The following is a 16,031-nucleotide window of genomic DNA, read 5'->3' as shown; positions in this document are numbered from 1 at the left end:
CAATTCTCGGTTGTGGGTTGATTAGTTCTAGTCGTCTTTTGTTTTCTCCTTCACTCTTCTCCTTCTTTACTATTTTCTCTACAACAAGAGATTGCCGCATTGGTTCTCGACTTTTCGCAATGACGTTAGGCTAAACAAAACCGTCATTGCGATCCCGGTTTTCATTGGGAGAAACAATCTGTTTTTAAAATTGAAAAGCAATTCAAAAGATTGCCGCTTTATCTTTAAGCCTACGGAAAAAAGATTTTTTCTCTTCACCATAGGCATATCCGTACTTATTTCCGTAACCAAAATTAGCGAGCTCTACATCATTCAGTACAAAACTAACATCGTGCAGCTTGCCTTCATTTTTAGAATCTTCGGCAAATCCTAGCAATTTCTTTTCGGTATAACCCGCTCTTACAACATATAAGGTTAAATCGGCATACTTATTTATCAAAAAAGTATCGGCTACCAACATAGCCGGTGCTGTATCAACAATAATATAATCATATATTTCCTCCAATTCTTTTAATAAATACCCCATTCGGTCACTTCTAAGCAATTCTGATGGGTTTGGTGGAATATTGCCAGAAGCTATAAGATCTAATTTTGCATTCGCTTTAGATTGTGCTATAATATCCTGAAGCTTCACCTTATCGTTATATAAATAATCACTAACACCTGAATATTGACGGGCATTAGACTCATAACGCTGTAATTGCGGGTTTCTTAGATCGGCCCCAACAATAATTACCCTTTTACCCATATTTGCAAAAGTAATGGCAAGATTAAAGGCTGTAAAGGTTTTCCCTTCACCTTTCACTGTAGAAGTCACAAATAACTTTATACCTTTATCTTTATCTCCTGCACTCACCAGTAAATACTGGAGATTGGTAACCATAATCCTAAAAGCCTCTGAAAGCACCGACCTATCGTTTACAGCTATTAAATCATTTTCCTTTCTCGAAATCCTGGGAATTTCTCCAACAATTGGTATTGTTTTCGTCGCACTTTCTATATCGGTTCTATCGGTAACTTTATTATTTAATAAATTCTTCAAGTAAATAATGAGAAAGGGGATTAGCAAGCCTAAAATAAGAGCAGCCAATAATATAATCTTTGATTTTGGTGATACCGGTTTATTTCCACTATAGGCATTGTCCACAATTTTAGCTTTAGGGGCCGTAACCGCAAGTGAAAGCGAATTCTCTTCTCGTTTTTCCAGCAAGAATAGATACAATGCTTCCTTAATACTTTGTTGTCTTTCTATGCCCCGATATTGTCTTTCCTTTGCAGGAACAGAAGATATTTGCGAACCAATAACCGCCATTTGGCGGTCTAAATCTTCCTGGGCAATCCTAAAGTTATTGCGCATTCGTTCCAAACTTTGTAAAACATTGGCGCGCATTTGGTTTATTTGCGAATTTAGCCTTAAGACTACTGGATTCTCTTCGGTTGAGCCACTTAAAACCCTATTGCGTTCAAGAACTAAGGTATTATATTCTTTAATGATATCATTTACTCCATCTTCCTGAATCCCCAAGTTTGCCGGCAGAAGATCTGAATTAGTACCCGTTTCCAGATAAGTTATCATGGCATTGGCAAGTTCCAATTGAGTTCCAACCTCCTGTTGTTGCTTTTTATAATCGCTGGCATTTTCAATAAACTGCTCCGATTCGACCTCTATATTTGTAAGCTGATTCGACTCTTTAAATTCCTCTTTACCTACTTCTACTGAATCCAGCTCCTGGTTTATTATAGCTAGCCTTTCATCTATAAACTTAGCGGTATTACTCGCCACCAAATTTTTATCTTCAATTGCCTGCTGATTATACTCTAAAATTAACTGATCTAAAATATCCTGTGCCTTTTCCTTTACCGGATCTACCAAATTCAATTGTAGTAAACTTGAATTCTTATCGGTTAAATTAACCTGAACTGCCCCTCGATACTTTGCAATTACAGACTCCATCGGACTAAAACGAACAGCAATTTTCCCTGCATCCTGTTCCTGGTTTATTCCGGTTTTTTCCACTATAATTGTGGCAAAATCTATTTCTAACGTTACTCCAAACTTCCCTTCTATTTCTTCACCCGTCTCTACATTAATCAAATGAAAATATTCGTCAGATTTCGGGATAATATAATATGTATTCCCTAAACCTTCATTAATAGCATGTACCAGGTCTTTCTCATTCAGCTGGAGCGCTACAACTTTAAAAGGTGTTTTAGTATAAAGTTCTTTAGTCTTTAGACTCTCTTCTTCAAAATAATTAATATTAAGATTCAATGCCTTAATGGTTTGGGTCATTAAAGTCTTAGACTTTAAAATACCAATTTCATTTTCAATACTACTGGCTCCCATGCCACTTAAAAGGCCTAGATCGGTAAAAGCGGCCATTTCAGAAGTTGGACCTTTACCTTTCTCGTCTTTAATAATAATACTGGCAGTAGTACTATATTGAGAAGTAGTAAGTTTAAGGTATGAGACCCCAATTAGCAAACATAGGATTACGCCCATCACAAACCAGGGCCAATAATATAAATATTTTTCAATTTCTTCCCTCAGGTTAATCTGATCTTCCTGAGGTCGATTTTGTATAGATTGTTGAGACATAATTCTTATCTTGTTAAAAGTACGGCTACTGAAACTAAAACTGAAGCTATAGAAATATACACACCCGCATTCCGGTTATAACTAGCGCTTTGACGTTGTGGGCCGTTGGGCTCTACATACACCACATCGTTTTGCTGTAAATAATAATAAGGTGAATTAATAACATTAGCATCACCTAGATCTAGATAGGCATGGGTAGTGACTCCATTTATTTCCCGCATTACTAAAACATTATCCCTTTTTCCGTAAATGCTTAAGTCGCCTGCCATCCCCAGGGCTTGTGGTAAAGTGAAATAAGCATCCTGAATATCAAAGGTTCCTGGGCGATTGACTTCACCCAACACACTAATTTGAAAATTAACCAGCCTTACATTTACAATAGGGTCCTGAACATATCTTCTAATTTTTTCTTTAAGTTTTGCAGCCAATTCCTGTTGGCTATGGCCTTCGGCAACTATATTACCTAATACAGGAAAATCTATCTTGCCATTATCTTCTACCAGGTAGGTTTGCAATTGTTGCCTTCCAGTAACGCTCATACCCATATCTGAACCTCCTTGAGACACCCCAATTACCGGAAGGTTAAAGGGTAGAGCTGCAGTTTGTTCGGCTGCCGAAACACTTATAGTAAGTAAATCGTTGGGCTTAATCTTTAGGCTATTTTCTTTTTGTTTATCCATTACTGCTTCAGCCTTCTCCAGTCCTTGAAAGTAAACTATTTCCTCTCGCGAAACACAGGAGCTGGTAAGGCTTAGTATGAATAAAACTATAGCAGGAAACTTAAAAAATTTGGGGAATCTTATCATTATTTAAAATTATATTGAAAGTTACTTTTGTTTAAAAACTTAATAAGGTCTTGATTTCTAACTGTGCCTAAGTAAAAAGGCATAATCTCTTTTCTTTATTTTCTACTCTTCCTTTGGTACTTCCGGTTCGGCCTTTTTAATAATTCTTTGTTGCGCCTTCTTTTTTAGACCCGCAAAAACGATAGCAACAATCAAAAAGACACCAAGCATTGCCAGGCTCATTCCAGTACTTTTTAATCCCCGACTTAACTCTAAATAAAAAATAATAACCGAAAGGTTTAGCCCTCCAAGTACAAAACTGGCTTTCTTGTGGCTTAGTCCATTATCCAATAATACGTGATGCATATGGTTACGATCGGCCTCAAAGGGGGTTTTTCCATTTTTTAAACGAATAATAATTACGCGCAGGGTATCAAAAATGGGCAAAAACAAAACAGCACAGGCAAACAGCAGTCTATTCTCTGGAAGAAGACCTCCATCTACTACAGCCTCATAAGGTTGCATTGTTAAGATTTTAAGGCTTAAGAAAGCAATCATAAAGCCTATAATAAGACTACCACCATCTCCCATAAAGATTTTCTTTACGCCAGGCGAAAAATTAAATCTTAGAAAAGCGCCTAAAATACCGGCTATACATAGACTTATCAACACAAAATAGGGATGGCCAGTTGCATAAAAAACCCAGGAGTATGTAAGGGATATTACAATTCCGGCTATCCCGGCCAATCCATCTATTCCATCAATAAGGTTATAAGCATTAATTAAAGCAACTACTATTAACAGCTTTAGAGCGTACCCCAGTATTTCCGGAATCTCAAATATTCCTAAAAATCCATGTAAATTTGTTAGCTGTAATTCTGGTGAGAAAATAATGAACCCGGCGGCAAATAGCTGACTAATAAACTTGAGTTTTGCAGAAGAAATTACGAGATCATCTTTTAAACCAGCCATAAAAAGAAAGGTAAGACCAACAAGAAGATGATTCCCTGTAGGCGAAGTTCTTAAGGCCTGCAGTATACTTATAATTAGCACGAGGACAAGGAAGAAGGAAACTCCACCAAAAGGAGGAATAGCCTGGGTGTGGGAACTCCGCTCATTAATTTCCTTCATTAATACTTTTTCGCGACTTACCCATAGTACTTTTGGTATAAAGTACCAGGTTAATACAAAGGCTAATAAAAAGACGCCGATAGCAAAAAATAGATAATACCTCTGAAATAGCTCCAGAAGCACATTTTGTTCTAAAATATTCATAATAAGTAGGTTGGGTTTGGTAACTTTGATCTAGTAAGAGACCTGAAATTGTATTATGTCGCAACAATGTTTGGGGTAATTATTAGACGAATACAATTTTACTTGAGAATCTTACATATTTTAAATCTTAATACTGCTGGGGTTCATACTCAACAATATTGTTTTTTATAAGGTTTAGGTAAATATTAAAAATCAATTTTCAGAAAGAATACTGGACTCTTCTTTCCTAAAGTATTTAAAATTGAAGTTTTTTTTAATCAAAAAATTAGTAAAGCCGTTCTTTAAAAAATAAGATTGAAAAGTTTAATTATAGCTTATATTATAAAGTAAAAAACAAGTTATCTAAAATATTAAAGTAAATTATTGTTAGAATTCTATCTATTTGCTCTAAAAGCATAATTTTCTTTATCTAACATACCATCATAGATATTAAGGAGATGTTTCCAAATCATTTTGGAATCAAAACTATTATATACCCATTCCTTTCCTTGTGTACCTAATCTATTTCTTAAATTTGGATTCAGAATCAATTCTTCTAACTTTTTTGCGAATACTTGTGCATTTATTTCTGAGACCAATATTCCAGAAACCTCATTTTTAATACTTTCCCTACAGCCAATAACATCAAAACCAATGACGGGCAACCCCATTGCTGAAGCTTCTATGGCTACATTGCCAAATCCTTCTCTATGACTTGGAAAGGCAAAAATATTTGAGGCTGCATAATAGCCTTCTATATCTTTTTCCCAACCGGCTTCTATTATTCTAGGGTTTTCTTTAATAATCTTTATGACTTCTGGGCTTAGTGGGTCAAAATAATCATACTTTCCTTGAATTAGTAGGTATACATTTGGATGCTTTTGGCACAATTCATTAAAAGCATCTACTAACTCATTAATGCCCTTATCTTTTCGTATTCTTCCAGAATATAGAATGAGTAAATCATCTTTCCCTATATTGTATTTTGCCCTAATTTGATTTCCTTTTTCTAAAGTATTTTTATCCCTGGAGAATTTACATAAGTCTACCCCATTACTGGATCCAGATCCTATAGTGAAAATTTTGTCTTCTTCACAAATACCCTTTTTAATAATATCTTTTCTCAATTCGTGTGAGATACAGAATACTTTTTTAGCATTATTGCAAACAAATTTTTCAATAAACTCATAAAACTTCTTTTTAAAACCTGTAGCGCCCTCATAGGCTCTACCCCTTAAAGTATAAATAATATTATTTTGTAAGGAGATTTTAGCTGCTAACGTACCAACTAAAGACGCTTTTGGAGTTGAAACACTTATAATATCAAATCTATTAAAAATAAAAAAATAACTTAGTTGAAATACACTAAATAGATCATTAAAAATAGAGGGGGGTCGTTTTAAGTGAATCACTTTAGTTTTAACACCATCCTTTTGCAACCAATTATGTTCTTCTCCGGAAGGAGCTACACCTGTAACTTCATAACCATTTTTCATTAAATATTTAAATTGATCTTTGTAAAGACTATTTAAATTCATAGCAGAACCTATTACTATGCATATTTTATTTTTCCTCATATTCCTAAAACTTAAGCTAGCTTAATTATTTGATTGATTTTTCGAATTCCGCCCTGGAGGAGAACGATGGTTTTGTATCTACATTATCCTTAATGATCCTCGCAGGAACACCGCCTAGTATTTTAAAATCGGGCGTACTTTTGGTAACCGATGCATTCGCAGCAATTAAATTGCCCTTACCAACTTCAACACCACATTTAACTGAAACATGAGAAGCCAACCAGGACCCCTTTCCAATTAAAACAGGGTTTGCTATACTCCCACCAAAACGCACCGAATTATTATCAAAAACATGTTGTGTAGTACTAATAACAACGTAAGGAGCGAAAATAACCTCATCTTCAATTGTTAATCCAGCCATTGCATTTAACCAACAGCCCTTAGCTATATAAACATGATCACCAATTACTAAACCTTGTGGATTATTTATTATAACACCTTTAGCAATTGTAAAGTTCTTACCACATTTCTTCATAAAAAAACTTGCCAAAAAACCTCTAAATCTAATAGTAAGCCTATTATCTGGGAACCAACTTGTTATTAAAAAAACAAACCACAAAGGAAGCACATACCTCAATTGATTTTTTAACTCTCTCATAAAGTATTTCTTAATGATTTTAGTAATTTATTACGCCTGGCTTGAAGTATAGAATTTTCAAAACCTTTTGCAGTATTAATATTTCTTAGACTTATTTTTTCCAGCTTCTCGGCCGAAGAGCCACTTATGATCCCGTTTAATTTATCCGCTATTTGCTTATATGCTCCAACAGAAAACAGATATTCGCTCTCTAATAATTCCGAAATCCCACCTCTATCTGAACCTAAACAAATTAACCCCCTTGCCATAGCTTCTATAAGTGCCCTGGGCATTCCCTCATTAAAAGAAGGGAGAACAAAAAAATGAGCCTTATCCAATAAGTTCACTATATTATTAAAACCGGTAACCTGCCCATGGAAAGACACTTTTGAAGAAAGCTGTAGGTCTTGAACTAACTGTTCACAAGAAGCTCTTGTTGGGCCATCCCCTATAAAATCCAGTTTAGCCTGCGGGTATAGTTCTAAAAGAATTTTAAAAGATTGGATTAAGTCCTTCTGATTTTTTAAGGGTATAAAAGAACCGATATGAATGATTTTAATTGATTTTTCAAAATCAAATATTTTTCGATCCTGTAAAATATATTGGCCATCTAATCGAATGCTTGAAATAGATTCTGTGCTTTTACCCTGCTGTATTGGATATTTTTTCTGTAAATGAGCTATACTTACATAGCTTCCAGATTCTGCACCATATACAATCTCTCTCTTTCTGTTTTTTAGGATGTGTCCAAAAACCTTACTGGGTATTCTTTTTACCACAGAATCTTCAGAAGAAACCATAGCGTCTTCAGGATCACCAATAGATTCAAATATAAAAGGTAATCGCTTTAATCTATTTAAACGAAATATTTCCCAGGCTGCCATTGATGGTAACCTAAAGCAGAAGCAATCTGTATTAAAAATAGATGATGACTTTTTCTTGATATAGCGCTGAACATTTAAAAACCATTTAATACCATGCTCATTTGGTAAAGCAATAAAATTAATTTTAGGGCCACTAGATTTAACTAGTTTACAATCTAGATCATTTATCTCTTGCACTCTACACACTACTTCAACTTCATCGAAAACATCTAAATAGTTCTTAAAAAAATTATAGTCAAAAACATAATCATCATATATCTGGTTTTGATGATTAAAAAACCGATGATCTGTAACAATTGTAATTTTCATAATTTCAAATAAAATTTATCAAACCATTTTTTTGCAGAAAAATGACTGATTGCCCAATCTGCTAATATTAATTTGTTAGGTTTATCTTCCTTAATTTCCAATAATCTATCTACGGCCAGGTCAATCTCTAAAGGTGACACAAGAAAATGGTGTAACTCTTTTGGCACTGTTTCTTTTATAGGATCGATATCGGAAGCTAAAAAGGGAAGCCCAGCCACCATCGCTTCTATTAAAGCATTAGGTTGACCTTCATTAATTGAGGGGAAATAAAAGCAATCTAAAGTATTTAACACCTTTACCACATCCTTTCTATATCCCAGCAACTTTATTTGCCCCTCTAAACCTTCGGCCTCTACTTTAGCTTTTAATTCCGTATCTACTCCATTACCACAAAGCAGAAATAAAATATTGGAATGTTTCTTACAAAGTGCTATGGCTACCTCAATAATGGTTCTATGATTTTTAGCTTCATTGTAACGCCCCACGTGACCAACAACAAAAGCTTCTTTGTCAATTTTCAGCTCGTTACGTAAGTTTTCATCACTGTCTAAAAACCGGGAGGCATTTATCCCATTGTAGATCACTTCAAATTTAGGGTCGTCTTTCCATATACCATTATGGAAAAAGTTCATAGCGGCTTTAGAATTTGCCAACACAGAAGTCGCTACGATAGGTAACTGCTTATTAATGGCCTTGTTGTAGACCATTTTAATAGGAGTTTCTTTAAATCTATTGTTAGACCCCCTATGGAAAGCAAGCCTATTTTTTATCCCAGCTAATTTTGCTAAATAAAGTGGAATTGCAGCAAAATTACCGGTAAAGTCACATACCGAATCAAATTCGCCCTTCTTTAAGATTTGATATAACTCATAAAATTTTGCAGCATTAAAATAACCGATTTCTATCGGAATAATATTCACACCGAGATTTTCAAAATCCTTTTTCAATATACCTATGTAACCTCCCTTACAGACTACAGTAGCATCAATCTTATTTTCATAAAATGTAAGGAAACGAAGTAGGTAGTTTTCTAAACCACCTGAATTGAGCCCTGTTACCAGGAAAGCAACTTTTTTCATCGGTACTGCTTTTTTAAGAATAAAATCATATAAAACACTATGATTATAGCAAAACTTGCGGGTTGTAAAACAAATAATAAGACTGCAATCACTATGGACAGTAGTTTGAAAATTGCATTTCTACTTTTTGATTCAAAATGTAAAATGATTATAATAATGAGTGGAGCTATAAGAAAGCCAAAGCTTCCTAAATTAGATATTGCTTCCGCAATTATGTTAGTTGTAAAACCCCAACCATACAAGTGATAAGATCCAAAATCGCCAAAAACAGCATTAGTAAAATAAACAGCATAAGGATATGGTTTTTCTTCCCAATAACTTCTAGGCACAAATTGTAAAACATTAAAAATGTAAGAATCAAATTGGTTGGGCAATATATTTCTCTCAATAATTAGGTCATTATATATTGAAAACTTAACACTATAATCCCTACTATAATCCATTCGTAATCGCTTGTATGTCTCGCTAAAATCATTGGAGATATTTTTACCATAAAAGGAGTTAAAGCCTATAAAAAAGAAAACAAACAGAACTAAACGTTTTAAAATTCTTTTTCCATTATATAGCTTGGTAATGAAAAACATGATAAATAGTGCAGCGAAGAAAATAGCCACAATACTTCTTTTCCCATGGATCCATATAGCACTAAATGTAAAAAAGTACAAAAGTACACGTAAAGGTAAATTGGAACCTGTAAGCTTTTCTTTCTCCTTTAAGCCCAAAACCGAAATCACTAATGCTGAAAAAAGTACACCTAAAAAACAAAATTTAGTAACCAAAATATGGAGTGGTGGCGCTTCCATATCCGACTTAAAAATAGAGTAGGTTAAATAATAAGAAGGATTACCTGAGATGAAAACCGCTAAAAGCGGGCTAACAATTATCAGCCATATTATTAGTTTATATTTATTGTAAATCCTTATCAAGGAAAATCCAGATAAGAAATAATTGTCTTCTCCAAAACTACGTTTATACCTTGCTAAAAAGGTAAAAACCAAAACAAAAGCCCCTATATAGAAATTGTAAATTACTTGGGTTGAACTATCCTGTAAAGCTTGTTTGATATACCAGTAACTATCAAATTGTAAATTAAATAACCAATCGGTAAACAATGGAATAACATAAAATAAATATATTATTGGTAGTACTATTAAATATCCAGAAAGATGATTTTTTCTTATAAGCTGGAATACTGAAAGTACACTATAGAAAAAAGAAATTCCCAGGAATAATTTGGATAGACTAATTACTAAATCCATATAAATAAAAGGAGCTAACTAAAGCTATACCAGAAGTTAGAGGTTAAATTTTCTTTTATAGTACTTAGCATTATACTCAATTACACCATTAGAGTAGTTCTTTAAACTTGCTTTAAATGGTTTAACGCTATAATTCGATTTTACTTTATTAGTCTTTATAAATTGAGCGAGACTGGCAATCCAAATAAGTTTTTCTTCGTAGGTATGACTTCCCTTTATAGGTTTTTTGAAACACAACTTCACTAATTTGGAAAGCAACTTCATATCAAATATTCCCAGTTGAGAAATCTCATTTGAAAGAATTTGATCTTTCAAAGATGGTAAAAGTTCTTTTCTAAATAATTCTCCGTAGTTATGATGACTTTTAGAAAGGCCATCTGGTTCTCCTTCCTTATCGGGATAAACTAATCCAGTTCTAGCCCAGGGAATCTTCAATAATTTAGGCTCATATTTCTCTAAAATCCTCTTATAAATTAAGTCATCTCTTAAATGAGGGTTTAAAGACCAGATAAAACCGAAAACCCTGGGAGCCGTAAACATTTGGTATAAAGGAATTTCTCTATCTATTAAAGACATACAAGAATTTAACATGCGTCGCATATAGTGTAGCTGATAATCTTGCTCTGTTTGTTGATACGGCCTATCTTGAGGAAACAGGCTATGATAGTTTTGAATATCTGCTATATTGTTTTCTTTTACAAAGTTTTTAAAATCACTTCTAAGCAAACCAAAAAAGTTCTTAGTGTCTTCAGTATATTTTCCCAAAGCATTAACCTTCACTCCTGAATACTCTCCTCTTCCAATACTATCACCAAAACTACCTGCTAAAATACAATCGAGATGTTTAAAATTGGGCACTTTCTCCATAGCATGTAAGTGAAGTGGAGAGAACTCACACCCCATACTTGCCGTTATAGCGATGTTATTATTCAATTGTACAGTATCTACCGTCAAATGTTCCCATTTCCAGCCAAACATCTGTGTTATCTCAGAAGCATACACAACATCTCTACTGCCCGGCATCCCCCAGGTAATACCAGTAACTTCAACATCTTTATCTATAATATTACTATCTATAAGACTCTTAAGCACACAAGCCACAATCCTACTGTCCATCCCTCCGGTTAGCAGAATTCCTATATTTTTCCCATCGTGCAAATAGTTTTCCATTTCCTCTTTGAGTAGACCAAAAAAGGTGTCCACAATTTCTTCCCTAGAGAACTCTTTTTCAAAATGATTTGGAACACTATAATAAGACCAGGATTTAAAATCTTCCTTTGGCCTTGCCATCCAGGGAGACTTTCTAACTCCCTCAATTATAGTTCGGTCACCCAAAATATAACCGTTACTTAGAACCTGAGCTATAGCTGTAAAATCTATATACTTCTCTTCCCCTATATTATTAATTACCTTATCAAAATCTTCAAATAACTTAATATTCTGGTCTTCCCATATGTAGTAAGGGTTATGAAAACCAAGATGATTATAATATTTAAAATTAATCATGTTCATAGATTTTTTTCATTTTAAAATACTTAAACCACATACCACCTCCCATAATCAATCTCGAAAAGCTTAAGTTTATAGCTGCTCCAATAATTCCAAAGAAGCTAATTAGCGGAAATACCAAAACAAGTCCAATTAAGGATGCTCTAATCGTATTCTTCATTACCAATTTATCGTTACGCTTTACTATAAAATAATTCAACCCAAAAATATCATAAAGAGAAAAGCCTATGATTCCTACAACTAGAATAATAAGTATCAAAAGTGCATCAGGATAGTCTATATTTAAATACCAAAATAAATAAGGGTGAATCAATAATATTCCTATACTTAATATAGAAGTGAATATTAATATTAGTTTCCTATAGTTTTCAAAAACATTTTTTTTCCTATTGATAAGAGGAAAAAAGACTCTCGATAATATATTTATTACTTTAACAGCTAAATCTATTATCCTTTTTATCGCGTCGTAAATACCAACCAGGTTAGTAGTAGTTAAAATCCCCAATAAAAAAGTTGTAGTATTGTTGTAAAGCGTAGGTACAAACTGATTCACAAATACTGGAATATTCTCCTGTATGGTATTCCTAATTTGTCTTTTTTTTAAAAAGACAAACTTTAATTTATATTTTCTCAATAAAATTATTTGTCCTACCAAACCAGCACCAACAAAACCGGCACTTTGTAAAAATGGATATATCCAATAATCTTCCTTTTGCTTTAGAAAGATAAAAACACATACCGTAAAGAAGACTTTTATACCAATGTTTAGGAATGTGATATACTTCATTTTTTCAATACCCTGAAAAAACCATTCAGGAAATAATGCATATCCCAAAAGAAGAGGCATCGATAAAAAGAAAACAAGCATCTCTTCCCTGAAGGGAGGATAAACCAACACAATAACCGTAATAAGAAGATAAGATAGAAGTAAGAATATTGCTTTTATGGTTATTACCTTACTATAAATTAGGTTTAATTTTTTTTGATTGTGTTTAAATATAGCTACATCTCTAGTCGCAGTTATTTTAAAACTAAAATCTGTTACAGATTGGAAATAAGCAATTAAAGATGCGGCTAAAACAATAATTCCATAATTAGAAAAGCCAACTACTCTTAAAACATAAGGAAGCGTTATTAAGGGCAAAATTAGACCAACAACTTGTAAAGCAGAAAGAGAAAAGAAATTTTCAATCAACGTCCTATTATCTTTATTCTTCAATAAAGATTTTAACTTATTCTTCAATTAAACGATCTTATAAATTACAAATTCTCCCAATACCAGTCCACAGCTTCTTTAATTCCTGCTTCAATTTTAAACTGCGGGTCGTAGCCCAATTTTTCTTTTGCTTTTTCGATAGAGGCCAAAGAATGCGGGATATCGCCGGCGCGGTTAGGACCGTGTTTAATTTCTATATCAGCTATTTTTTCATCATATTTTGCCAGGTGCGTTTTAAGCATTTCAGTAAGCTCCAGTAAATTAGTACGATCCCCTACCGCCGTGTTATACACCTGATTTACCGCCTCTCTATTTTCAGTAGTCAATGCTAAAATATTCATATGCAAAACATTATCGATATACGTAAAATCGCGTGAATAGGTGCCATCGCCATTAATCACAGGGCTTTCGTGTTTCATTAATTGAATAACGAATTTTGGGATTACCGCCGCATAGGCACCGTTGGGATCCTGCTTGCGGCCAAAGACATTAAAATAGCGTAAGCCAATAGTGTTTAAGCCATAGGCATCATTAAAAATATCGGCATAAAGTTCATTTACATATTTAGTAATAGCATAGGGAGATAAAGGCTTTCCTATAATATGTTCTACCTTGGGCAGATTTTCAGAATCGCCATAAGTTGAAGAACTTGCAGCATATACAAAACGCTTTACTTCTGCATCGCGAGCGGCCACAAGCATATTTAAAAAACCATTAATATTTACCTCGTTACTGGTAATTGGATCGTTAATAGAACGCGGCACCGAACCCAAAGCAGCCTCATGTAAAACATAGTCCTGATCCTTGCACGCTTTGTTACAGGTTTCCAAATCACGAATATCTCCTTCAATTAATGTAAAATCTTCGTGAGCCATAATTGCATCAAGATTATACTTATGCCCTGTTGCAAAGTTGTCGAGACAGGTTACCTTAGCTTTTCTATTTAAGAGCTCTTCACATAAATTGGAGCCAATGAACCCGGCTCCACCTGTGACCAGTATTTTTTTGTTTGTTAAATTAGTGTAATTCATATATAATTTTGTGTTCTCGGTATTGTTCTCGACACAAAGCATAATGTATCAGCATTTTATGCTTTTATTCGAACTGATACCAATCGTTTTTTGTTATCGCTTAAAATCATGAATGCTACCTTCCAGTGCTTTCTGGCTGCGTAATCCTGAAAATAATACTCAAAACTTAATTATTTTAAGTTTCACTGAAACTGACGAAATTTGCCTTACCAAATTCGTCAGTTCCAGCGTCCCAAATTTTCATCAGGGTTACACCCAGATTAAAGCTTCCCGTCTACTTCTTTTAAAACGCCCTTTACATCATAAACAATAGCAGCGTTATTTTTTAAAGGATCTAGGTCTAAACTTAAAAACTCCTGGTGAGCTACTGTCAAGACCACCGCATCATATTTAGCATTGGGTAACTCACGGGTGGTTTCCAAATTATACTCATGTTTTACTTCCTCAGGATTTGCAAGGGGGTCGTAAATAGTAAGTTTGGTGCCATAAGATTGTAGTTCTTCAACCACATCTACCACTCTGGTATTCCGCACATCGGGACAATTCTCTTTAAAAGTGATTCCCAATACCAGGATGTTGGCACCTTTTATCTTAAGCTCATTTTTCAACATTAACTTCACTACTTCTGAAGCCACATGTTTCCCCATAGAATCGTTCATTCTTCTTCCCGCAAGAATAATCTCTGGATGATAACCTATTTCCTGTGCTTTTTGCGCCAGGTAATAAGGGTCTACCCCTATACAATGCCCTCCAACCAAACCGGGTTTAAAAGGAAGAAAGTTCCATTTGGTAGCAGCAGCTTCCAACACATGATTGGTATCTATATCCATCATATTGAAAATTTTCGCCAACTCATTTACAAAAGCAATATTAATATCTCTCTGGGAGTTCTCTATAACCTTAGCGGCTTCGGCCACTTTTATTGTTGGCGCCAAATGGGTACCGGCAGTAATCACTTCTTTATAAAGTGCATCTACCTGCTCTCCTGTTTTAGGGGTTGAGCCTGCGGTAACCTTTAAAATCTTTTCTACAGTATGCTCTTTATCTCCGGGGTTTATTCTTTCGGGAGAATATCCCACAAAAAAATCTTCATTGAATTTAAGTCCGCTGTGCTTTTCCAGTACCGGCACACATTCATCCTCTGTTACACCAGGATAAACCGTAGATTCATATATTACTATATCTCCCTTCTTTAGAACCTTAGCTACAGTTTCGCTAGATTTATATAAAGGCGTAAGATCTGGCCGGTTATTTTTATCTATTGGGGTTGGTACAGTAATAACGTAATGATTGCAATCGGCAATTTCTTCCAGGCCGTAGGTAACATATAAGCCTTTAGCAGCTTGAATGGTATTAGATTCCAAATCCTGCTCAGGATAAGGATTACCCGAACTCGATGCCGTTTCCGAGACTTTTCCGTTTAATTGTTCAACAACAATAGGATTTGATTTAAGCAGAACGCTTTGCAGAATTTCATCTTCTACTTCCAGTGTACTATCATGCCCCTGGCGCAATTCTTCTATCCGGGCTTTATTGATATCAAACCCGATTACCGGAAATTTTGTAGCAAACAATCTTGCCAATGGAAGGCCTACATAGCCCAGGCCAATTACAGCAATTTTAGTGTCTTTTTTCATTTTTTGAGAGTTGGTTTATCATTTTTTTTATTTTTAGACAAAAGCATAGCTGTAAACACTTTTTTAAGTGTTTAGTTTTAATAAATAATATTTAAGGATTTTTCTCCGCTGAAACGCGGTTGCGAATTATACCATAAACATTTTTAGTGCTCTTGCAATTGTAGGATTTTGCAAAAGTTGTGATTAATTAATCCCGCTTAAGAACGGGCCGTAGGTTAATTTGTTTGTCCGTAGTCTTTAGACTGTAGACGGTAGATTTGATTTCAAACGGTTTACAGTTATTAGGTGCTCGGTTTTAGTATGGATATACATAGC

Annotated in this window: 12 protein-coding genes; all 12 read right to left on the bottom strand. The window is 34.4% G+C overall.

Annotated elements, in window-relative coordinates; all coding sequences use genetic code 11:
• Positions 1 to 202 precede the first annotated feature (202 nt).
• The 12 genes from I6U50_RS05865 to I6U50_RS05810 all read right to left on the bottom strand — a co-directional run bounded on the left by I6U50_RS05865 (position 203) and on the right by I6U50_RS05810 (position 15,716).
• Positions 203 to 2,599 (bottom strand): GumC family protein, encoded by a 2,397-nt coding sequence (locus I6U50_RS05865; protein ID WP_198638164.1) that lies wholly within the window; start codon positions 2,597 to 2,599, stop codon positions 203 to 205.
• Between the two features lie 5 nt (positions 2,600 to 2,604).
• Positions 2,605 to 3,405, bottom strand: a complete 801-nt coding sequence (locus tag I6U50_RS05860; RefSeq protein WP_198627704.1) for a polysaccharide biosynthesis/export family protein — start codon at positions 3,403 to 3,405, stop codon at positions 2,605 to 2,607.
• A gap of 102 nt (positions 3,406 to 3,507) precedes the next feature.
• Entirely contained in the window at positions 3,508 to 4,659 is a 1,152-nt protein-coding gene (locus I6U50_RS05855) for an MraY family glycosyltransferase (RefSeq protein WP_193711575.1), read from the bottom strand.
• A 374-nt stretch (positions 4,660 to 5,033) separates the two neighbouring features.
• Entirely contained in the window at positions 5,034 to 6,215 is a 1,182-nt protein-coding gene (locus I6U50_RS05850) for a glycosyltransferase family 4 protein (protein WP_198638163.1), read from the bottom strand.
• Positions 6,216 to 6,240: 25 nt separating this feature from the next.
• Positions 6,241 to 6,813, bottom strand: a complete 573-nt coding sequence (locus tag I6U50_RS05845) for an acyltransferase (protein ID WP_198627706.1) — start codon at positions 6,811 to 6,813, stop codon at positions 6,241 to 6,243.
• Positions 6,810 to 7,985, bottom strand: a complete 1,176-nt coding sequence (locus I6U50_RS05840; RefSeq protein ID WP_198638162.1) for a glycosyltransferase family 4 protein — start codon at positions 7,983 to 7,985, stop codon at positions 6,810 to 6,812. Before I6U50_RS05840 ends, I6U50_RS05845 begins: the two co-directional genes overlap by 4 nt.
• A complete protein-coding gene (locus I6U50_RS05835) occupies positions 7,982 to 9,064 on the bottom strand; it encodes a glycosyltransferase (protein ID WP_198638161.1) in 1,083 nt (360 codons plus the stop codon). The genes I6U50_RS05840 and I6U50_RS05835 overlap by 4 nt, the downstream gene beginning before the upstream one ends.
• The gene (locus I6U50_RS05830) at positions 9,061 to 10,323 is read right to left on the bottom strand and encodes a hypothetical protein (protein ID WP_193711580.1); all 1,263 of its coding nucleotides are present in this window, start codon (positions 10,321 to 10,323) and stop codon (positions 9,061 to 9,063) included. The genes I6U50_RS05835 and I6U50_RS05830 overlap by 4 nt, the downstream gene beginning before the upstream one ends.
• A gap of 36 nt (positions 10,324 to 10,359) precedes the next feature.
• A complete protein-coding gene (locus I6U50_RS05825; protein ID WP_198638160.1) occupies positions 10,360 to 11,829 on the bottom strand; it encodes an asparagine synthase-related protein in 1,470 nt (489 codons plus the stop codon).
• On the bottom strand, positions 11,822 to 13,075 hold the full coding sequence (locus tag I6U50_RS05820; RefSeq protein WP_198638159.1) for an oligosaccharide flippase family protein: 1,254 nt from the start codon (positions 13,073 to 13,075) through the stop codon (positions 11,822 to 11,824). Before I6U50_RS05820 ends, I6U50_RS05825 begins: the two co-directional genes overlap by 8 nt.
• Positions 13,076 to 13,092: 17 nt before the next feature.
• Positions 13,093 to 14,079, bottom strand: coding sequence for an SDR family oxidoreductase (locus I6U50_RS05815; protein ID WP_198638158.1), 987 nt, complete (start codon positions 14,077 to 14,079; stop codon positions 13,093 to 13,095).
• 260 nt (positions 14,080 to 14,339) lie between these two features.
• Positions 14,340 to 15,716: a nucleotide sugar dehydrogenase gene (locus I6U50_RS05810; protein WP_193711584.1), complete on the bottom strand. Its 1,377-nt coding sequence runs from the start codon at positions 15,714 to 15,716 to the stop codon at positions 14,340 to 14,342.
• Positions 15,717 to 16,031: the final 315 nt, after the last annotated feature.

This window comes from Salegentibacter maritimus (assembly GCF_016236975.1).
GTDB classification, from domain to species: Bacteria; Bacteroidota; Bacteroidia; order Flavobacteriales; family Flavobacteriaceae; genus Salegentibacter; species Salegentibacter maritimus.
Note: the sequence above shows the minus strand (reverse complement) of the source record. Positions and strands in the feature narration are given on the sequence as shown.